Here is a 19,156-nt window from a genome sequence, read left to right as displayed (position 1 = left end):
ACAAATGGGGCGCCACAGCTGAACAAGGAGACGGAACGACTGATAGATCACCTTGACAAAGATTAGCCCATACAAGCCAAAGCAGGAACAAATGGGGCGCCACAGCTGAACAAGGAGACGGAACGACTGATAGATCACCTTGACAAAGATTAGCCCATACAAGCGAGCGAGCGGCTTCGCGTCGTCATCGACACTTCGTCGGTAAGGTCGGATTGCTGACCCAACTAATTCGAAGGACGATCGATGACCGATGACATGGTGAACCGGCGCGCTCGTGGAGAAGGCTCCGGATCCTGATCTCTTGCGCGAGACGGATTGGATTGCCGTCGAGCGGCTGAGCGAGCCGGAGACGGGCCGCGATCGGCCGCGCCTATGGCAAGAACAAGGTCCACGTCCGCCGGCGCCAAGGCCATCAGGGCGCCCGCAAATAGCTCACTGCCGAGATCGGCGCCCCACATACTTCTGCGTCAGGAATCACATCGGCCTGGCGATGGCGATCGCCTTGTCGGGCATCTGCTGGTAGCCGGAGAAATCCTCGACCGCACTGGTCGCATCGGCAACCCGGCCGTTGCCTGCTGTGTTGGTGCTCTTGGCAAGAATCTTAGCGCCGCGCTTCGCCGATAGCGCGAACAGGATGCGCTAAGGGTTCTTTGATGATGCGGGCTGCCGTGTTCAGCTTTGCATCCGTCTCGGACGCTACCTTTTCGAGCTTGGCATAAGACGCCGAGGGCTCTTGCCGGCGAAGGATCATTCGAGATGCCTTTGTGGAGGCCGTCCTCTGGAAACTTGACGGAGGGACCAATCGACTTCACTTCGAGCAATTCCTCCCGCCCGCTGCCGTGCATCTGGGATGTTGGACAATTGACCGACAACACACCCGTCCGGGCAGCTGACGCATTTGCCTGCATTGAGTAGCTTTACCGCGGAGTTCAGGTTGTGGCTCATCGCAAAGGGAGCAATGACGGCGATCCTCGCCAAGCGCGGTGGCCCTCGGGAATGGCGCCTCCGATCGAGGTGATCCTCGGCGGGCCGCAAAAGGCAGCTGTGCCCTCGTTGGCCTCGGCAGGCAAAGCGGTGGTCAGCAAATCCAGAGTAGCGGCGCATGCCGAGCGAAACGGGAATCGATATGCATCGACCTCACCTCAAGCGGCGGTTGAACGGGGAATGCGCGGCAGGTTCTCGGCCAGTAGCCGCCAGTCGTGGCGCTCGGGTTCGCCTTCCTTGCGCGTCCCGAAGAACTGGACGATCATCTTGCCATTGGCGCCATAGGCTTCGAGTGACGTGACGTGACCGTCCCTGGTCGGCTTGCGCACGGCCCAAACCTCACGGATGTGGTGGGCCCTGAGATGCAGGTGGAAAGTCTCGTCGAGCACATTGATGCAAGGCCCGATCTGCTTGACCGACTTGATAGGGCCGGAATGAATCTGGATGCAGCCACGATTGCCGACGAAGCACATGATCGGCATCTCGTCCTCGGCCGCACGATGGAACATGGCGCCAACGGCAGCATTGTCGAGCAGCCAGGCGTAATCCTGGCCGACCATGCGCACCGCCTGGCGGCGGCTGAGGTTCAGGGCCTTCAGCATGCCGAAGAACTGGTGCACGTCGGTCAGCCGGCTCCAGTGCTCCCTCAGGTCATCGACTGTAGCGGCTTGGTCCGCAATCTTTGCGACGTTTTCGGCTGACCTCCCCTTAACCGACACGATCGGCTCCTGGTTCGAGGATTGGAGCTCGTCTGTCAGTTTTTGATAGGAATAGAGGTTGGAGGACGACCTCAGATGCACCTTGTGCACTGCCTCGCCTGCGGCGTCGAAGAATTGCAGGCTGCGGTGGATCTCCCCGCCATCGCGTGTCTCGACCGCAAAGCCGTGCGCCCACACGTTCGGGAAGGTGCGCAAATCAATGTCCTTGCCGAGCACTATGGCGTGACGCTTTCCGGTGAACACCTTTTCGTAGATGCCTATCTTCTCATGCACGGCACTGGCATTGCGGGTCAGCGCCATCACCTCGCCGACCGCCTCGAGACCGGTCAGCATATCGTTAACGCGGGGCTCGATGCGCACCGTGCCAAAACCGCAATGTGCCGCGTAGAGCTCCGCTTCCGAAATGCCCAATTGGCCGGCGAGATCGCGGCTGCGGATGCTGGGACAGTCTTCGCGTGCTCGCCGGATCCTCTCCGGCGAAGGTTTCTCGCGCTGGTGCATGTCTTCACCCCTGCTTGCGCATACTATCGGTCGGGCATCTTCGCCCTCGCCAAAAAAGAGCTCAAAAGTCGTGCCAATTGCTCGAAGCGCTCGGAAACCGACTTACATACCAGTTCACAGGGAACTTGAGCTCATCCCCCTGTGGCGGTCTCGACAAATCCGACAATACCTGTCGATTGTCCGACGCCTTCGCGGTAACAGCCGAACCAGAATCGTGGCCGCGTTGGCGATGTCGCACTGTCCGGAAACGGTTTTTCCCATTGGCACGGTCCATGCACGGTGATGCCCAAACCGTCACGCACCGAGGAGAAACGAGCGATGATTACGATCACCGACAAGGCCGTTGCCGCCGTTAAAACCGCTCTTTCCAAGGCTAGTGAGCCGGCAGAAGGCTTTCGCATCATGGTCGAGGCCGGCGGCTGCTCCGGCTTCAAATACTCAATGGGCCTGGAGAGCGCCCCGCGCGAGGGCGACGCGATCATCGAGACGGATGGGATCAAGGTGTTCGTAGACGCCGGCACCCAGCCGCATGTAGCCGGCATGGCCGTCGACTTCGTCATGGGTCTCGAAACCTCCGGCTTTGTCTTCGACAATCCGAATGCGAGCGGGAAGTGCTCCTGCGGCAAGTCCTGTAGTTGATTGCCGAAGAGGGAGAGAGGGCGCCTGAGGTGAGCTTGTCGGTGCGATGGCGGCCCAATCTGCGCCAATCTAGGAGGGCACCTGCACCGCTTCTGGATCGTCTCCGCCAGCAACGGCATGCGCAAGGCTCGATGCGACCGGGTTGCGCCTCACGTCATTCAATCCATTGAGGACCATAGCCCATGAAAGTTGTCTATCTCGACAACAACGCAACGACACGGGTCGATCCCGCGGTCGTTGAAGCGATGTTGCCGTTGCTTACGGATCAATTCGGCAACCCTTCGTCGGCGCACGGTTTTGGCGCCCTTGCCGGCGCCGCGTTGAGCAACGCGCGGCGTCAGTTGCAGGCGCTGATCGGCGCGGAGTTCGACGATGAGATCACCTTCACCTCGGGTGGAACGGAAAGCGACAATGCGGCCATTCTTTCGGCGCTCGAGGTGATGCCTGACCGAACAGAGATCGTGACTTCCGCTGTCGAACATCCGGCTGTGCTGACCCTCTGCGCTCATCTTGAGGAGACGCGCCGCGCTAAGGTGCACAGGATCCCGGTGGACCGCCATGGCCGGCTGAACGTCGACGCTTACCGGGCCATCCTCAACCCGAACGTGGCAATCGTCTCGATCATGTGGGCCAATAACGAGACTGGTACGATCTTCCCCGTCGCCAAGCTCGCCGAATTGGCCAAGGAAGTCGGCGCCCTTTTCCACACTGATGCCGTGCAGGCAGTCGGCAAGCTCCCGATGGACCTGAAATCAACCGCCATCGACATGCTGTCTCTCTCCAGCCATAAATTTCATGGACCAAAAGGGGCCGGCGCACTTTTCGTCAAGCGCGGCGTGCCGTTCCAGTCCCTGATCAAGGGGGGTCACCAAGAGAGCGACCGGCGCGCGGGCACCGAAAACACACTAGGCATAGTCGGGCTCGGCATGGCCGCCGAACTCGCCTTGAATTTCATGGATGACGAGACCACGCGGATAAAGTGGCTCCGCGACCGGCTGGAGAACGGGCTTGTCCAGCGTGTCCCAAACAGCTTCGTCAACGGCGATCCCCTGGAGCGCTTGCCGAACACCGCAAACATCGCCTTCGAAGGTATTGAAGGCCATGGAATCCTGCATCTCCTCGACCGCGAGGGTATCGTCTGTTCCTCCGGGTCCGCCTGCACATCGGGCTGTGCGGAGCCAAGCCATGTGCTGAAGGCGATGAAAATGCCACATCGGGCGGTCCGCTTCTCTTTCGCGCGTGACAACGGACAAGAAGAGGTGGACCGGGTGCTAGAGGTCTTGCCTTCAATTGTGGAGAAGCTGCGCGACGCCCACAGTTCCGGGTCGAATATACGGAGCGCCGAAGGCCTTCAATGCGTACCAGGTCTCAGCGGCAGATGAACCGGCGTCCATTCATGAGCGGTCGGGTCTTTCTCAAGGAGACTACCCTGCGCGAGGGCGAGCAGGCACCCGGCGTTGCCTTGACGGTGGCGGAAAGCTTGCGATCGAAATCGACGCAATTTGCGCCGTGGTCGCACGGAGTGTTCCGGTGCGGTTCACGGCAGGGCGCCGGATGACCTCACGGGATTTCCATGCATCGGTCGAGAGCGGCGTCAGCGCCCTCAATCTGTCCTTGCCTGCATCCGATATCCAGCTCGCCACCAAGCTCGGGCTAGTCCGGGAAGGACCGCTAAAGCTCATCGAGCATATGGTCGGGCGCGCGGCCGCCAGCGGCTTTTTCCTCGCCCTGGGCTCTGAGGATGCTTCGCATACCAACCAGGACTATCTCGCCCGCCTTATTAAGACGGCGGCGCGCGCCGGCGAAAGCCGCCTCAGCCTGGCCGATAGTGTCAGCGCCCTCGATCCCTTTTCGACCTTCGAGCTTGTCACCCCGCTCGCAGCGAAGTCTCCCGTCGACCTCGAATTCCATGCCATAACGTTTTCGGCCTCGCTACCGCCAACACGGGTGGCGGCGATCCACGCCGGCGCGCGCCATGCCTCGGTCGTCCTTGGAGTCGGCGAGCGCGCGGGCAGCGCACGCGAAGAGGTGGCCGCCGCGATGGCTGTCCTTCAGGAGGCAGATATCGAAGTCGGCTTCACCGCATTGCCCCCTTGGCGGCCGAGGAGACGTCGGTCGGGAGGCCGAGCGCCAGGTCGAGGGCCAATCCGGAGACAGTCGAGCCCATCCCGCTCGGGCCCTGCGGGGCCGTTGCGTCAGCCCACCTCGCTCGCTTCCAAGCGGGGCCGGCTGCCTCCATGGAGATCGACCAGTTGTACCGCGCCACGTCCGGCCTCGGCACCGGAGGCAGTTGTGTCGACGAGGCGATTGCCGCGCTGGCTCAGCGCATTCGTTCATCAAACCGCGGCTTTCGAGGCTGCATGTCGAATGTGCGACCAACGCACCAGAACACCGTTTCCGACAAAGGGAGAACGCAATGAGTTGTTCCGCTGACAGCAGTCCCATCGACGTCACCAACATCCTCACGCGACTGAAAGGCCTGTCGTCCGCGGAGGAGTTCTTCGCTGTCCTTGGCGTCTCGTATGATCCGAAGGTGCTCAATGTCTCACGGCTGCATATCCTCAAGCGTGTGGGCCAATACCTTGCCGAGGAAGATTTCTCCGGTCTGCCCGACCAGGTGATCGCCGCGCGCATGCGCGCCATGCTGGAACGCGCCTACGAGGAGTTCGCGCTTTCCTCGCCGCTCACGCACCGGGTTTTCAAGGTGCTCAAAGACCACAATCCGAACAAACCTTACACGCCAGGCCGCACATTCGTTCCGTTCGACTCCGTCCTGAAGCGGTTCGGCGAATAAACCCTACATAGTCGCGACGCGACAATGTCGACAAGCCGACAATTCGGGCATCGAATCCGGGGGCCTCTGAAATGATCGATGGAATTTAAAAGGAAAGACGCTCCCAAAACACTTGGCACGAACAATGCAAACAAGAACTCGCACCGCCAGCTCGCCTCGGGATAACAGCATAGAGAACGCCAATGCACATTGTCGTCAGCATCAAGCAGGTGCCGGACTCGGCACAGATACGGGTCCATCCGGTGACGAACACCATCATGCGTCAGGGTGTGCCGACCATCATCAACCCTTACGACCTATTCGCCCTGGAAGAAGCACTCAGGCTACGCGACGCTTATGGTGGGGAGGTCACCGTGCTCACTATGGGTCCACCCATGGCAGAGGACTGCCTGCGCAAGGCGCTGGGCTACGGCGCTGATCGCGCGGTGCTTTTGACCGACCGCTATTTTGCCGGTTCCGACACACTGGCGACCTCCTTTGCTCTTTCCCAGGCAATCGCGAAGATTGGCGAGACGTTCGGCCCCCCGGACGTGGTCTTCACGGGCAAACAGACGATCGATGGCGACACCGCCCAAGTCGGGCCCGGCATCGCCAAGCGTCTCGATCTCTTTCAACTCACCTATGTCGCGAAAATCGCCTCCATTGATCTTGCTGCGTGCGAGATCACTGTCGAGCGCCGTTGCGAGGGCGGCACCCAGAAGCTGAAGAGCAGGCTGCCTTGCCTCATCACCATGCTGGAAGGCACAAACGAGATGCGCCGGGGCTCGATCGAAGACGCCCTGTGTGCCGCGCGCAGCCAGATTGTGAAATGGAGTGCGGCCGAGGCCGGCATTGAAGACCTCACCAAATGCGGCTTGCGTGGCTCGCCGACCGTCGTCAAACGCGTTTTTGCCCCTACCGCGCGGTCTGAAAAAGCGGTGCAAATTGACACCGCCGAAAAGACGCTGCGCGATCTCGCCGACGAATTGATTGGTGCAATTTTCACCCGCCAGCCGGCACTGGAACCGGAACTCGCCTTCGAAGCCGCGTGACGGCAAGGAGCAGACCATATGTCGAGTGCGAACCCAGACACCCCTCGCCCGCCCGCCGGCCGTGCCGGGATGAAGAAGGAGCTGCCCGAGCGTTTCAGGGACTATCGGCATGTCTGGGTTTTCATCGAGCTCGAACGTGGCCAGGTCCATCCGGTATCCTTCGAACTGCTTGGTGAGGGCCGCAAGCTGGCGGACAAACTTGGCGTCCAGCTCGCGGGCGCTGTGCTCGGACCGCCTGGAGAAGCCACCCAGAACGCAGTCGCCGAGGCCTTCGCCTATGGCGCCGACCTTGTCTACTTCGTTGAGGCGCCGCTGCTCGCCGACTATCGCAATGAGCCTTTCACCAAGGCAATGACGGATCTGGTTGATACTTACAAACCCGAGATCCTGCTTCTCGGTGCGACCACGCTCGGCAGGGATCTCGCCGGTTCCGTCGCGACGACCTTGCTGACAGGGTTAACGGCCGACTGCACCGAACTCGACGTGGATGCCGACGGTTCACTCGCCGCGACCCGTCCGACTTTTGGGGGCTCCTTGCTATGCACGATCTACACGCTCAATTACAGGCCGCAGATGGCGACGGTGCGACCGAGGGTCATGCCCATGCCGCAGCGGGCAGACAGAGCGATCGGGCGTGTCATCGCGCACAAGCTGTCGCTCGCCGAGGATGAAATCGTCACCAAGGTGCTAGGATTCCTTCCGGACAGCCAGTCGGGCATTGCCAATCTCGCCTATGCGGATGTGGTGGTTGCGGGAGGGCTTGGTCTCGGCGGAGCGGAGAACCTGCAGCTTGTGAAGAGTCTCGCGCGAGTGATAGGCGCCGAATTCGGCTGTTCGCGGCCGCTGGTCCAAAAGGGCTGGATGTCGGCCGATCGGCAGATCGGCCAAACAGGCAAGACAATTCGGCCGAAGCTTTACATAGCGGCCGGTATTTCCGGCGCCATCCAGCACCGCGTTGGAGTTGAGGGAGCCGATCTCATCGTGGCCATCAACACCGACCCGAACGCGCCGATTTTCGATTTCGCTCACCTCGGGATCGTCACCGATGCGGTCCGTTTCCTGCCCGCGCTGACCGAGGCCTTCACCCGGCGGCTGTCACCGCACAGTCGCGACAAGCTTGCGAGCTAAGGGAGATGGAAATGATCAACGAAGAGTTCGACGCCATTGTCATCGGGGCCGGCATGTCCGGGAACGCAGCTGCTTACACCATGGCAAGCGACGGCTTGAAGGTACTCCAGTTGGAGCGAGGTGAATATCCGGGCTCCAAGAATGTCCAGGGTGCCATCATGTATGCGAACATGTTGGAGAAGATCATTCCGGATTTCCGCGATGATGCACCTCTCGAACGTCATCTGGTTGAACAGCGGCTATGGGTGATGGACGAGACTTCCCACACCGGGATTCACTATCGGTCGGACGACTTCAACGAGGTGAAGCCGAATCGCTATACGATCATCCGTGCCCAGTTCGATAAATGGTTTTCGCGCAGGGTGCGCGAGGCCGGCGCGACGGTTCTGTGCGAAACGACGGTGACGGAACTCGTCCGTGACGCCAAGGGCAAGGTGATCGGCGTCCGCACGGATCGGGCCGGCGGAGCTATCTACGCGGACGTAGTTGTTCTTGCAGAAGGTGTCTGCGGGCTGCTTGGCACGCGGGGCGGCCTGCGCAAGATGCTGAAGCCGGAAGCCGTGGCGCTCGCAGTCAAGGAGATGCATTTCCTGCCCGAAGAGGTCATTGAGCAGCGGTTCGGGGTCAAAGGGAGTGAAGGCTGCGTGATTGAGGCAGTCGGCACGATATCCCACGGCATGGCCGGGCTCGGGTTCCTCTACACCAACAAGGAATCGGTCTCACTGGGCATCGGCTGCGTCGTCTCGGATTTCGCCGCGAAGATGGAAAGCCCATACGGCCTCCTCGACGCGCTGAAAAACCATCCTTCGATCCGGCCGCTGATCGCCGGTTCGGAGGTGAAAGAATACGCGGCGCATCTCATTCCCGAAGGTGGCTACAAGGCTATTCCGCAGCTCTTTGGCGACGGTTGGGTCGTTGTCGGCGATGCCGCGCAATTAAACAACGCCGTTCACCGCGAGGGTTCGAACCTCGCCATGACCTCCGGTCGCATTGCGGCTGAGGCTATCATCCAGGTGAAGAGACGCAACGATCCAATGACCAAACCGAACCTCGCCCTTTACAAGACGATGCTGGATAAATCCTTCGTAGTCAAAGACCTGCGGAAATACAAAGACATGCCAGCTTTACTCCACACTAACGCCTGCAATTTCTTCACGACCTACCCGCGGTTGATGTCGCAAGCCGCGCAAAACTTCATGCGTGTCGACGGCACGCCAAAGATCGAAAAGGAAAAGGCGACCACGGCAGCCTTCATCAAGGCGCGCTCGCGGTTGGGGCTGGTCAGCGACGCGATCCGCCTGGCATTGGCGTGGCGGTGAGGCACTGATGACATGACGAACCCAGGGACAGAATTACGTGTCGAAGACAAGCTTTACCAGAACCGCTATCTGGTGGACTCCGGCCGTCCGCATATAAAGGTGCGACCGCACAAGCAACCAAGCGCGAATCTGCTCGCGCTGACACGCGTCTGTCCAGCGAAATGCTATGAGTTGAACGACAAAGGTCAAGTTGAAATCACCGCCGATGGCTGCATGGAGTGCGGCACCTGCCGCATTTTGTGCGAGACAAGTGGCGAGATCGAATGGAACTATCCGCGCGGTGGCTTCGGTGTCCTCTTCAAGTTCGGATAATCGGCGTTCGCACCGTTCGATGGGTGTGCAACTGTGTACTCCTGAGGTTACGCCGAGCGCCAGCCTTTGCTTGCACCATCTCGCAAAAGGGAAGAGCGGGTGAACACTGGGCTTCCAGAATTGAAAAAGGAAAAGGCGCTTGGGAGGAGCACCCTGGACCACAACCGCTGAGGTGTTTCCATGGCTCACATACGGCCGGATGATCGGGTCAACGGAGTAGGACCTCGAGACACCTTCCGCAAACCCGCCAGTGATGGGATGTTCGAAGCAGATGACTGGCTCAAGGGAATCTACGAGGTGTCGAAGGCGCTGACGGCTCCCGCCCGGCTGGAGGTTACGCTGGCCAATGTCGCGAACACTCTCCCGTCGTTTGTGCAAATGCGTCACGGAGCAATCTTTGTCCTGGACTCTGAAGGTGAGCCGGAGATCGCCGCGAGTGCCGGCAGCGGCCCATCTGGCACTCACCCCATCATACCAAAGGCGGCAATAGATCAAATCGTCGCTACGGGCACGCGGCTCGTCATCGCGGACCTCAGCACGTCCGAGTTGTTTCAGGCCGAGCTTCAAACACGTCCTGGTGTCAGTTCCCTCCCAATGGCCTTTGTCGGCGTCCCGGTTAAGGCTGAGGACAGGATCCTTGGGACGTTGTCGATCGTAAGAGACAGCGCAAGCGGGTCCCGCTACGACGAGGACATCTGCTTCCTGACGATGGTGGCCAACCTCGTAGGCCGCACTATTCGCCTCCATCGCGGCTTGACTAGGGATCGTGAGCGGCGCGTCGATGAGAGCTGGACAGCGGAGAATTCGGCCGATGAGGACCGGACCGACCCCGTCCCGCATGCACCCGCCAAGATGGATGGGATCATCGGGGAGAGCCCCGCACTCAAGCAGGTGCTCGAAACCGTCTCCATTGTAGCAAGGACGAATTCCACCGTGCTCCTGAGGGGCGAGAGCGGCACCGGCAAGGAGTTTTTCGCGCAAGCCATACATAGGCTCTCGCGCCGGCGGAGGAAGTCTTTCGTCAAGTTAAACTGCGCCGCACTGTCGGAAAGCGTTCTGGAGTCGGAGCTGTTCGGACATGAAAAAGGCGCCTTCACAGGGGCAATTTCCCAGCGCGCCGGCCGTTTTGAATTGGCAAACGGGGGAACGCTGCTACTCGACGAAATCGGCGAGATTTCGCCTGCCTTCCAAGCCAAGCTGTTACGTGTCTTGCAGGAAGGCGAACTGGAGCGTGTTGGCGGTACCAAGACGCTGCAGGTCGACGTGCGACTTATATGCGCCACCAACAGGGATCTCGAGTCGGCTGTCGTAAACGGGGATTTCAGGGCCGACCTTTATTATCGCATCAATGTGGTGCCAATCATCCTGCCTCCGCTCCGAGAGCGACCGGGGGATATCCCTCGCCTTGCGAACGCCTTCCTCGAACGATTCAACAAGGAGAACCATCTCGAACTCGCCTTCGCGCCGTCGGCGCTCGAGTTTATCTCGCAATGCTACTTCCCTGGTAACGTCCGCGAATTGGAGAACTGCGTGCAAAGGACGGCCACGCTGGCGCGTTCAAAGACGATCGCTCCATTGGATTTTGCCTGCAACAATAACCAATGCCTCTCTTGGCTCCTCTGGAAAAAAGCTGATCATTCGCTCAGCGGCAATACCGGCAACCAGCGCTTTCGAAGCAATATAATGCCCGCCGGATTGCCGATGCCGGCCGGGCGATTCGGCGCCCCGCAGGATAACGTGCGGCCCCATACTGCCGACCCTGCAAACGATCCCGCTCTCCCTGCAATAGGCCCGCGCCTGACGGAACGCGATCGGCTGATCGGCGCGATGGAGAAGGTCGGCTGGGTTCAGGCCAAGGCCGCCCGTGTCCTCGGCGTCACGCCGCGACAGGTCGGATACGCTTTGCGCCGACACGGTATCGATGTGAAGAAATTCTAGCATACTCATGACGTGGAGAACGAGAACACTGCGCCAGCTACGCGAAATGTGTCGGAGCCCGGGCCACAGCTGCGCGGGGGTGTGATGCTGTCACACCCCTTCATCACCCGCCCTTGCCGACGTCTTGCCGATCGCAGAAAGGAGTCACCCCACTCTCCTGAATCGGAACCATGCAGACCCAACTGAGCAGTGGCAACTTCACCGCGGACGAGCTCGCCGTCGCCGAGACCGACATCCTCGTCGGAAGACCGGTCGGGAGTTGTGCCGAGGGCGATCACGGCCGAGTGGTCGACGCGGGATTTCTGTCTTGAACTGATGTCCGGCCGGGTCGTCTTCCTCACCTTCTAACATAGTCCTGTTAGAAGTCCGACAAAGCTATGTCGGAGCAACTCCATGATATCCGACGCGCAAAGCCAATTCGTGAACTAGCGCCACCTTTTCAGTTGGCATTGCTCTTGCGCTTCGAACCGCGACGTTAACCCGTAACGGAGCCCTTCAATGGCCGCACCGGTGATTTCAGTTGAGAGCCTGACCGACGCGAGGTTCTCCGACCAGTTGCTGGTGAGCGCGAAGTCGGGTGGCTGCGCATCTTCCTCCTGCGGGTCGTCGATAAGGCCGTACGATGTGGATCCGGCCATCTGGGACAAGATCAAGGATCACCCGTGCTTTTCAGAAGAGGCGCACCACTATTTCGCGCGCATGCACGTCGCCGTCGCGCCGGCCTGCAATGTCCAGTGCAACTACTGCAATCGCAAATATGATTGCGCCAACGAAAGCCGGCCCGGGGTTGTCTCGGAAAAGCTGACGCCCGATCAGGCAGTACGCAAGGTGATCGCGGTCGCCAATGAAGTGCCGCAGCTTTCCGTACTTGGGATCGCCGGACCGGGCGATGCCTGCTACGACTGGGAGAAGACGAAGGCGACGTTCGAACGCGTCGTCAGGGAAATCCCCGACGTCAAGCTTTGCGTCTCTACGAATGGGCTCGCGCTGCCCGACCACGTCGACGAGCTTGCCGACATGAATGTCGACCACGTGACGATCACGATCAACATGGTCGATCCGGAAATCGGCGCAAAAATCTATCCCTGGATTTTTTACGATCACCGCCGCTATTGCGGCGTAGAAGCCGCCAGAATTCTGCACGAGCGGCAGATGCTGGGATTGGAGATGCTCAGCGCACGCGGCATCCTCACCAAAATCAATTCGGTGATGATCCCCGGAGTGAATGACCAGCACCTGATTGAGGTGAACAAGTGGGTCAGGCAGCGCGGCGCGTTCCTGCATAACGTCATGCCTCTGATCTCGGACCCGGCGCACGGCACGCACTACGGGTTGATCGGGCAGCGTGGCCCAAATGCAATGGAGATGAAGGCTCTTCAGGATCGTCTTGAAGGCGGCGCCAAGTTGATGCGCCACTGCCGGCAGTGCCGGGCAGATGCCGTCGGCCTGCTGGGTGAGGATCGTGGCCAGGAATTCACGCTCGGCCATATCCCCCGTGAGCTCACCTACGATGCCAGCAAGCGCGAAGCCTATCGGGAGCTGGTGGCGGACGAGCGCCGTGATCACCTGGCGGCAAGGAGCGAAGCGGTCGGAATGGTCAAGACAGCGAGCTCCGGCAAGTCCCTCCTCGTCGCGGTGGCAACTAAGGGCGGCGGCCGCGTCAACGAACACTTCGGCCATGCCAAGGAATTCCAGGTGTATGAAGCCTCGCCGATGGGGATCAACTTTGTCGGTCACCGCAAGGTTGAGCAGTATTGCCTCGGGGGTTGGGGCGAGAACGCCACTCTCGACGGCGTCATCGCTGCGCTTGAAGGCATAGACGTCGTGCTTTGCGTTAAGATTGGAAATTGCCCCAAGGATCAGCTCGCGGACGCGGGTATCCGAGTAACCGAGGCTTACGGCCATGATTACATCGAAACGGCAATCGGCGCGATTTATGCCGCCGAGTCTGGCGTCCCGGCACTCGCGGCGATCGCCTGAGCCATCTCATTTACTCGAATCAGGAGTCAAAATGGCTTTCAAGATCATCGCATCCCAATGCACACAATGCGGCGCCTGCGAATTCGAATGCCCGTCGGGTGCGATCAAGTTCAAAGGCGAGAGCTACGTGGTCGAGTTGCAGAAGTGCACCGAATGCGAGGGAGCTTTCGACACGCAGCAATGTGCTTCGGTGTGTCCTGTGCCGAAGACCTGCGTTCCTGCCTGAGTCCACTGGGTACCCACACAATTGGCTGCCCCGGGGAATGCCTGCGCGCCTCATCAATGACACTAGCCTCAGAGAGCCAAGGAACCGCCATGCGGCCCGCACGCGAACAGGAGGTCGAAATCCGCAGACCCCCCCAATTTCAGCCGGGAGAGCGGGTCCGTGCCACTCGCCACATTAAGAATGACGGCACCTATCCTGGCAGGGAGATCGGCGAAAATCTCGTGCGCAAGGGCGAAGAGGGTTATGTGCGCGACATTGGCACGTTTCTACAGCAGTTCTTCATCTACGCGGTCGAATGGATCGACCGTGGGACGGTCGTCGGCATGCGAGCGCGTGAATTGACGAGCCTCGACAAAGCCGACGCTCCCTGCAGTGCCGAAGAAAACGCCAATAAAGGAACGGCCGCATGAAAGTAATGATCCGCAGGACCGAGGCCGGGTTGTCGGCGTATGTCCCCAAAAAGGATCTCGAGGAGCCGATTATCAAGTTCGAGAACCAGGACCTGTGGGGCGGGGTCGTAACGCTCAGGAACGGCTGGCGGCTCCTCCTTCCCGATCTTCCGCCGCATACGCGTCTGCCGATCACCGTCGAGGCAAGGAAGCTTTCCGACGGGGACTGATGCCGCCCGTCAATGAGAGGCGTCAAGAGGAAACGAGCATGAACACGATCCCCACCTCGGGCCACCTAGTCGTCGTCCGGGACAGTTTTGCCCGAAAGCTGCTTGAGCTGGCCAGACGAGCGTTAGTCTCCGATCAGGTGATCCCGTATCTCGGTCCGGGTCTCCTCCGGCTCAGCTCTGCTGAGCCGCCTGTACCGTGTACCCCCGAAGCCGTTGCCGAGGCACTCAACACGCGGGCGCCAGCCCCCTCGAAGATCCGCACCAATATGTGGTCGGTCGCGCAGTTCATCGAACAACGCCGGCATCGCCGCACACTTCAAGCTTGGATGACTGATATATTTGCCGGGCCGGCGGCGCCGAGCATCCTCCACGCCTGGCTCGCAAAACTCCCGCTCTCCCTCATCATCGACAGCTGGTACGAAGGCGCCATGCGCGCGGCGCTGGCAGAGGCCGGCCGAACCGACGTCGTCGAGATACAAGGCGTTACACGGGCGAACGAAGTTGGCGACATTTGGACCAGAACTTACGACTTGTCGGGAAGGGAACTCGAGGCTGGAGCAGCGACAAAGACGGTTCTCTATGCTCCACATGGCAGTATTAGGCCGGCCGCAAATTTCCTCATCGCCGATTCCGACTATGTCGAAGCCCTGACTGAAATCGATATCCAGACGCCTATCCCTGACGTGGTCAAGGAACGACGCGTCGACCGGGGTTTTTTCTTCGTCGGCTGCCGCTTCAATGATCAGATGCTGCGCACTTACGCCAGGCAGATCATGAAGCGCTCAGAAGGCCCGCGTTACGCGATAATGGATGGGCAAACACTGACCAGAAACGAAGCCCGTTTCCTTGCGGCAAGCGGAATCACGGTGATCGACATGCCAGCGAGCGAAGCCGTGGCGCAACTCGCCGGATCAGCATCTTGAGCCGATGGTGGCCAGGATCAACTTGGAGGGACGTCTTTTGATGTGAGTCGACCGGCTCGCTTCCGAAGGCGCAAAATTCAGTCGGGGGCACTCGGTGGGCAGTGATGCTGTTGGCACGACCTCTCTCAAATCGTCCGCGCATGTAAAAGCGGCCGGGTGGGGCCGGGGCTTGAGCACGCTACTGCGCATTACGCGCATGAATTTGAGGCACCCGTGGCAGGTCGCGTTAGCTATCGGTTCGACGATGGTAGCCGTAATCCTGCAGTTGCTCATTCCCCAGCTTCTCGGCCGGGCTGTCGACCAGACCCAGGTAGCCATCGGGGGTGGTGTCACGGTGACGGCTGCAGAACAAGCCCTCTGGACTCCTGCTCTCCTGCTGCTCGGCGCGAGTACGCTACGCGGCCTCTTTACGATGGCGCAAAACTACTTTGCCGAAGCTGTCGGGCACCACGTCGCGTACGAACTGCGGCTTGCTTGTTACGACAAGGTCCAGCGCCTGAGCTTTTCCTTTCACGACCGGGTGCATTCAGGCGACCTGATCACCCTCGGCATCCTCGATCTCGACGGCGTGCGGATGTATTTTTCCACCGCCCTGGTTAGGTTCTTTCTGCTCACCATGCTGATCGGGATAGGCGCCTGCATGATGATCTCAACCGACCCGGTGCTCGGTTTAATCGCGCTGAGCTTCGTGCCTTTCGTAGCCTGGCGATCGTCGGTCACCCAGCTTAAGCTACGCGCCATCTGGCTCGGCCTGCAGGAGCGGCTTTCCGTCCTGGGCCGCGTGATGGAAGAAAATCTCGCGGGCATCCGCGTTGTCCGGGCGTTTTCGGCACAGGCTCATGAGATGGCGAAGTTCGACATCGCCTCGACAAACGCGCTCGAACTCGCGCACGAGCAGGTTGACGTGTACGTGCCCAACACGTCGGCAATGACCCTCGCCTTCTTTGTCGCCATGGGGTTGGTCCTCTGGGTCGGTTGCGACAAACTCATCGCCGGCCAGATCAGCGTTGGAACGCTCACGACGTTCCTGACGTTCATGACTATCCTGCAAATGCCCGTCCGCCAGATCGGACTGATGGTCAACGGCTTTGCCCGCGCTTACACTTGCGGTTCGCGCCTCTTCAGTCTGCTCGACCAGGACATCACGATCGGGGATGCTTCCGGTGCAAGACCGCTCGAGATCGGTGAAGGAACTCTGCGCTTCGACAATGTCTCGTTTGCATATCCCGGCACCGGAAACCGCGTCATTCTAAAGAATATTACCTTCTGCGCCCGTAGGGGCGAGACGATCGCGATCGTGGGTCCGCCGGGTTCTGGCAAGTCGACAATTGCTCACCTGATCCCCCGCTTTTACGACGTCACTGGTGGCACCATCATGCTTGACGGGCAGGACATCCGCGGGGTCACCCTCGCATCGCTTCGCAAGGCGGTCGCGGTCGTACAGCAGGATGCATTCCTGTTCACAACCACGATCGAGAACAACATCGCTTATGGCGACCCCTGGGCGAAGGAACAGCCGATCGAGCGCGCTAGCGAATCCGCCCAGTTGCACAATTACATTCTCGGCCTCCCCGCTGGCTACAAGACGGTCGTCGGCGAACGTGGCGCCTCTCTCTCGGGCGGCCAGCGTCAGCGTCTCACCATAGCTCGCACGATGATGTTGCGCCCATCAATCGTCGTTTTCGACGACTCAACGGCCGCGATCGACGCCGCCACAGAGCAGCGCATCCGCGCGGCGATACGGCGTTTCGCCAAGGATAGGGTGACGATCATCATCGCCCACCGGCTGAGTTCACTCAAGCACGCCGACCGGATTCGGTTTGTCGACAACGGCGAGATCGTGGAACGCGGCACCCATCAAGAGCTTTTGGCCAAGCGAGGACGCTATAAGGCCCTTTATGATCTTCAGTTGCGCCCGGGAGATGACATTGCGACCACGTTTGGAGGCGCGCCCTGAGGGCCAAGCGGCACGCCAACGAACTCGAAATCGAACCGAATGATAGCGGTAGACGCCCTCCGCGCGCGGTCGTCGGGTCCCATCGCATCGAGGAGGAGATCTTTGGCCGGGCTTTCGACAAGAACATCATTCGCCGCATATGGGCCTTCGTTCGTCCGTACCGAGCCATGGCGGTCGTCTCGCTTGCCGCATTGCTGATTTTCACTGGCACGCAGCTTCTCATCCCGCTGATCATCCGCTACGCGATCGACCACGCCATAACTCCGGTAGGCGCTGATGCCTTCGCCCTGCTTGAGGCCGCCATCGCGTTTGCGCTTGCCATTCTGGTTAATTTCGGCGCCGCCTACGCGCAAGAAACCGTGGTAGGGAAAATGGCCGAGAACGTCCTCTTCGACATCCGCCGCGCCATGTTTGCCCATCTGCAGAAGGTATCGCTATCCTTCATGGACAAGACCGAGGTAGGACGCCTGATGTCTCGCCTTCAGGGCGACGTCAACTCTATCCACGAATTTCTCGAAAACTCGATCTACTCCGTAGGCGACATTGCGCTTCTCTTCGGCATCATCTTCGTAATGCTGTCGGTCAACTTCAACCTCGGCTTTCTGACGCTCTCGGTCTTGCCGGCCCTGTTGATTATCCGCATCGTGTGGCTGCCGCGTGCCCGCGAGGCCTTCATGGCTGCACAAGAGACAAATTCAGTCGTCAACGGCGCATTGGCCGAAGCGATTCAAGGCGTCCGAACCGTCCAGTCCATGGACCGCCAGTACGTCAACTTCGTATTGTATGACGACAAGGCACATGCCGACCTCACGACCCACCTGACCGCTGCCAAATATGCACAGGTCATGGTCCCGATCGTCGATGGCCTCACCGGCCTCGCCATGGCTGTCGTCATTGTGGTCGGCGGCTCCATGATCATGAATGGCCGCGTCGATGTGGGCGTATTGGTTGCCTACATATTCTATATCCAACGCTTCTTTGACCCAATTCGCTCACTTACTCTGCAATATTCCGTCATGCAGCGCGCAATGGCCTCCGGCAAGCGCCTGACCGATGTGCTCGACGTCAGGATTGAGGTCCAGGACAAACCGGATGCCAGGATCCTTGCGCCCGAAATGGACGGCTCGGTCGAGTTCAGGAGCGTCACGTTCGGGTACGATCCCAAACAGCCGGTGCTGAAAAACGTCTCTTTCCGGGTCAATCCCGGCGAGACGGTCGCCTTGGTCGGGCCGACCGGCTCTGGTAAATCGAGCGCGATGGCCCTCGTCCACCGCTTCTATGATGTTCAGCAAGGCCAAGTGCTGGTTGGCGGACATGATGTGCGCGATCTCACCCAGGAATCGCTCGGCACTCAGATCGCTATGGTGCTGCAGGAGCCGTTTCTGTTCACCGGGACGGTTTTTGAGAATATCCGCTACCACAAGACGGAAGCCACGCGGGAGAAGGTGATCGAGGCCGCCAAGGTGGTCGGCGCCCACGACTTTATCATGAGACTTTCCGACAGGTATGAAACCCAACTCGGCGAACGCGGCGGCAATCTTTCTCTCGGCCAGCGCCAGCTTGTCAGTTTCGCCCGCGCTCTCGTCGCCGACGCCAAGATCCTTGTTCTTGACGAGGCCACCGCGAACATCGACAGCTACACGGAAATGCTCATCCAGAAAGCTCTAAGAAAACTCCTGGAAGGCCGCACCGGGCTTGTCATCGCCCACCGTCTTGCCACAATCCGTGGTGCCGATCGCATCATCGTGCTTCAGAACGGCCAGGTGATTGAGACCGGCAACCATGACAAACTGATGGCTATGGGCGGGCTCTATTCCAAACTCTACAATCTGAACTACTCGTCATTCGACGACATTCCCGAAGAGGAAGCCGATCCGACCGGACAAGCCGCCTCTCGTACGTGATGCTCCTTGCGAGCAGTATCTGACCGTCCAGGGGCACCGGTGAAAGCGCGGACAGCGATTGCGCTAAATCCCGGACGGCCATGGGAACCTGATCATCACCGGCCAGCCCGATCCCACGACATAATGCACACCTCGCTATGTTATTGAAAAAGCTGGATCTGCTGATCCTGTGATTGTGATAA

19 protein-coding genes and 1 pseudogene are annotated in these 19,156 nt (G+C 59.9%); 18 read left to right on the top strand and 2 right to left on the bottom strand.

The annotated features are described in order from the left end of the window. Positions 1–1,142: 1,142 nt before the first annotated feature. Positions 1,143–2,204, bottom strand: coding sequence for a hemin-degrading factor (locus tag AC0L3O_RS34570; RefSeq protein ID WP_473618027.1), 1,062 nt, complete (start codon positions 2,202–2,204; stop codon positions 1,143–1,145). 318 nt (positions 2,205–2,522) lie between these two features. Here AC0L3O_RS34570 and AC0L3O_RS34565 point away from each other — a divergent pair, with 318 nt between their 5' ends. The 11 genes and pseudogenes from AC0L3O_RS34565 to AC0L3O_RS34515 all read left to right on the top strand — a co-directional run bounded on the left by AC0L3O_RS34565 (position 2,523) and on the right by AC0L3O_RS34515 (position 11,676). After that, positions 2,523–2,843, top strand: coding sequence for a HesB/IscA family protein (locus AC0L3O_RS34565; RefSeq protein ID WP_473618026.1), 321 nt, complete (start codon positions 2,523–2,525; stop codon positions 2,841–2,843). 182 nt (positions 2,844–3,025) lie between these two features. Beyond that, a complete protein-coding gene (gene nifS, locus AC0L3O_RS34560; RefSeq protein WP_473618024.1) occupies positions 3,026–4,225 on the top strand; it encodes a cysteine desulfurase NifS in 1,200 nt (399 codons plus the stop codon). A 172-nt stretch (positions 4,226–4,397) separates the two neighbouring features. Continuing rightward, positions 4,398–4,865: pseudogene (locus AC0L3O_RS34555) on the top strand (beta/alpha barrel domain-containing protein); the annotation flags it as partial. 215 nt (positions 4,866–5,080) lie between these two features. Next, entirely contained in the window at positions 5,081–5,263 is a 183-nt protein-coding gene (locus AC0L3O_RS34550; protein ID WP_473618033.1) for a hypothetical protein, read from the top strand. After that, a complete protein-coding gene (gene nifW / locus AC0L3O_RS34545; protein WP_473618023.1) occupies positions 5,260–5,637 on the top strand; it encodes a nitrogenase stabilizing/protective protein NifW in 378 nt (125 codons plus the stop codon). The genes AC0L3O_RS34550 and nifW overlap by 4 nt, the downstream gene beginning before the upstream one ends. Before the next feature lie 182 nt (positions 5,638–5,819). After that, the gene (locus AC0L3O_RS34540) at positions 5,820–6,668 is read left to right on the top strand and encodes an electron transfer flavoprotein subunit beta/FixA family protein (protein WP_473618021.1); all 849 of its coding nucleotides are present in this window, start codon (positions 5,820–5,822) and stop codon (positions 6,666–6,668) included. An 18-nt stretch (positions 6,669–6,686) separates the two neighbouring features. Next, positions 6,687–7,796, top strand: a complete 1,110-nt coding sequence (locus tag AC0L3O_RS34535) for an electron transfer flavoprotein subunit alpha/FixB family protein (RefSeq protein WP_473618020.1) — start codon at positions 6,687–6,689, stop codon at positions 7,794–7,796. Positions 7,797–7,807: 11 nt separating this feature from the next. Beyond that, complete coding sequence (locus tag AC0L3O_RS34530; protein ID WP_473618018.1) at positions 7,808–9,115, top strand: FAD-binding protein; 1,308 nt, start codon at positions 7,808–7,810, stop codon at positions 9,113–9,115. Positions 9,116–9,127: 12 nt separating this feature from the next. Next, on the top strand, positions 9,128–9,427 hold the full coding sequence (locus AC0L3O_RS34525; RefSeq protein WP_473488619.1) for a ferredoxin family protein: 300 nt from the start codon (positions 9,128–9,130) through the stop codon (positions 9,425–9,427). 180 nt (positions 9,428–9,607) lie between these two features. Continuing rightward, positions 9,608–11,365, top strand: a complete 1,758-nt coding sequence (nifA, locus tag AC0L3O_RS34520) for a nif-specific transcriptional activator NifA (RefSeq protein WP_473618017.1) — start codon at positions 9,608–9,610, stop codon at positions 11,363–11,365. Positions 11,366–11,535: 170 nt separating this feature from the next. Then, entirely contained in the window at positions 11,536–11,676 is a 141-nt protein-coding gene (locus AC0L3O_RS34515) for a hypothetical protein (protein ID WP_473618016.1), read from the top strand. A 114-nt stretch (positions 11,677–11,790) separates the two neighbouring features. Here the strand turns inward: AC0L3O_RS34515 and AC0L3O_RS34510 are convergent, their stop codons facing one another. Then, the gene (locus AC0L3O_RS34510; protein WP_473618032.1) at positions 11,791–12,003 is read right to left on the bottom strand and encodes a hypothetical protein; all 213 of its coding nucleotides are present in this window, start codon (positions 12,001–12,003) and stop codon (positions 11,791–11,793) included. Here AC0L3O_RS34510 and nifB point away from each other — a divergent pair. The 7 genes from nifB to AC0L3O_RS34475 all read left to right on the top strand — a co-directional run bounded on the left by nifB (position 11,927) and on the right by AC0L3O_RS34475 (position 18,974). Further along, on the top strand, positions 11,927–13,345 hold the full coding sequence (gene nifB, locus AC0L3O_RS34505; protein WP_473618030.1) for a nitrogenase cofactor biosynthesis protein NifB: 1,419 nt from the start codon (positions 11,927–11,929) through the stop codon (positions 13,343–13,345). The genes AC0L3O_RS34510 and nifB overlap by 77 nt on opposite strands. Before the next feature lie 31 nt (positions 13,346–13,376). Continuing rightward, positions 13,377–13,571 (top strand): 4Fe-4S dicluster domain-containing protein, encoded by a 195-nt coding sequence (locus tag AC0L3O_RS34500; RefSeq protein WP_008878193.1) that lies wholly within the window; start codon positions 13,377–13,379, stop codon positions 13,569–13,571. Positions 13,572–13,660: 89 nt separating this feature from the next. Continuing rightward, positions 13,661–13,981 carry a nitrogen fixation protein NifZ gene (locus AC0L3O_RS34495; RefSeq protein WP_473547903.1) on the top strand — a complete coding sequence of 107 codons (321 nt, stop codon included), beginning with the start codon at positions 13,661–13,663 and terminating at the stop codon, positions 13,979–13,981. Beyond that, positions 13,978–14,190 carry a putative nitrogen fixation protein NifT gene (gene nifT, locus AC0L3O_RS34490; protein ID WP_040594248.1) on the top strand — a complete coding sequence of 71 codons (213 nt, stop codon included), beginning with the start codon at positions 13,978–13,980 and terminating at the stop codon, positions 14,188–14,190. The genes AC0L3O_RS34495 and nifT overlap by 4 nt, the downstream gene beginning before the upstream one ends. Before the next feature lie 38 nt (positions 14,191–14,228). Next, positions 14,229–15,113, top strand: coding sequence for an SIR2 family NAD-dependent protein deacylase (locus tag AC0L3O_RS34485; protein WP_077379108.1), 885 nt, complete (start codon positions 14,229–14,231; stop codon positions 15,111–15,113). A 94-nt stretch (positions 15,114–15,207) separates the two neighbouring features. Next, positions 15,208–17,070 carry an ABC transporter ATP-binding protein gene (locus AC0L3O_RS34480; RefSeq protein ID WP_473618014.1) on the top strand — a complete coding sequence of 621 codons (1,863 nt, stop codon included), beginning with the start codon at positions 15,208–15,210 and terminating at the stop codon, positions 17,068–17,070. Next, the gene (locus AC0L3O_RS34475) at positions 17,067–18,974 is read left to right on the top strand and encodes an ABC transporter ATP-binding protein (RefSeq protein ID WP_473618029.1); all 1,908 of its coding nucleotides are present in this window, start codon (positions 17,067–17,069) and stop codon (positions 18,972–18,974) included. The genes AC0L3O_RS34480 and AC0L3O_RS34475 overlap by 4 nt, the downstream gene beginning before the upstream one ends. Positions 18,975–19,156: the final 182 nt, after the last annotated feature.

The organism is Mesorhizobium sp. WSM4810 (assembly GCF_055811235.1).
This window is presented reverse-complemented; position numbering and strand designations above follow the sequence as displayed.

Excerpts from the sequence above, each read along its gene's own strand:
- AC0L3O_RS34570 (WP_473618027.1), bottom strand. The coding sequence starts at position 2,204 with ATGCACCAGCGCGAGAAACCTTCGCCGGAGAGGATCCGGCGAGCACGC.
- AC0L3O_RS34565 (WP_473618026.1), top strand. The coding sequence starts at position 2,523 with ATGATTACGATCACCGACAAGGCCGTTGCCGCCGTTAAAACCGCTCTT.
- nifS (WP_473618024.1), top strand. The coding sequence starts at position 3,026 with ATGAAAGTTGTCTATCTCGACAACAACGCAACGACACGGGTCGATCCC.
- AC0L3O_RS34550 (WP_473618033.1), top strand. The coding sequence starts at position 5,081 with ATGGAGATCGACCAGTTGTACCGCGCCACGTCCGGCCTCGGCACCGGA.
- nifW (WP_473618023.1), top strand. The coding sequence starts at position 5,260 with ATGAGTTGTTCCGCTGACAGCAGTCCCATCGACGTCACCAACATCCTC.
- AC0L3O_RS34540 (WP_473618021.1), top strand. The coding sequence starts at position 5,820 with ATGCACATTGTCGTCAGCATCAAGCAGGTGCCGGACTCGGCACAGATA.
- AC0L3O_RS34535 (WP_473618020.1), top strand. The coding sequence starts at position 6,687 with ATGTCGAGTGCGAACCCAGACACCCCTCGCCCGCCCGCCGGCCGTGCC.
- AC0L3O_RS34530 (WP_473618018.1), top strand. The coding sequence starts at position 7,808 with ATGATCAACGAAGAGTTCGACGCCATTGTCATCGGGGCCGGCATGTCC.
- AC0L3O_RS34525 (WP_473488619.1), top strand. The coding sequence starts at position 9,128 with ATGACGAACCCAGGGACAGAATTACGTGTCGAAGACAAGCTTTACCAG.
- nifA (WP_473618017.1), top strand. The coding sequence starts at position 9,608 with ATGGCTCACATACGGCCGGATGATCGGGTCAACGGAGTAGGACCTCGA.
- AC0L3O_RS34515 (WP_473618016.1), top strand. The coding sequence starts at position 11,536 with ATGCAGACCCAACTGAGCAGTGGCAACTTCACCGCGGACGAGCTCGCC.
- AC0L3O_RS34510 (WP_473618032.1), bottom strand. The coding sequence starts at position 12,003 with ATGGCCGGATCCACATCGTACGGCCTTATCGACGACCCGCAGGAGGAA.
- AC0L3O_RS34500 (WP_008878193.1), top strand. The coding sequence starts at position 13,377 with ATGGCTTTCAAGATCATCGCATCCCAATGCACACAATGCGGCGCCTGC.
- AC0L3O_RS34495 (WP_473547903.1), top strand. The coding sequence starts at position 13,661 with ATGCGGCCCGCACGCGAACAGGAGGTCGAAATCCGCAGACCCCCCCAA.
- nifT (WP_040594248.1), top strand. The coding sequence starts at position 13,978 with ATGAAAGTAATGATCCGCAGGACCGAGGCCGGGTTGTCGGCGTATGTC.
- AC0L3O_RS34485 (WP_077379108.1), top strand. The coding sequence starts at position 14,229 with ATGAACACGATCCCCACCTCGGGCCACCTAGTCGTCGTCCGGGACAGT.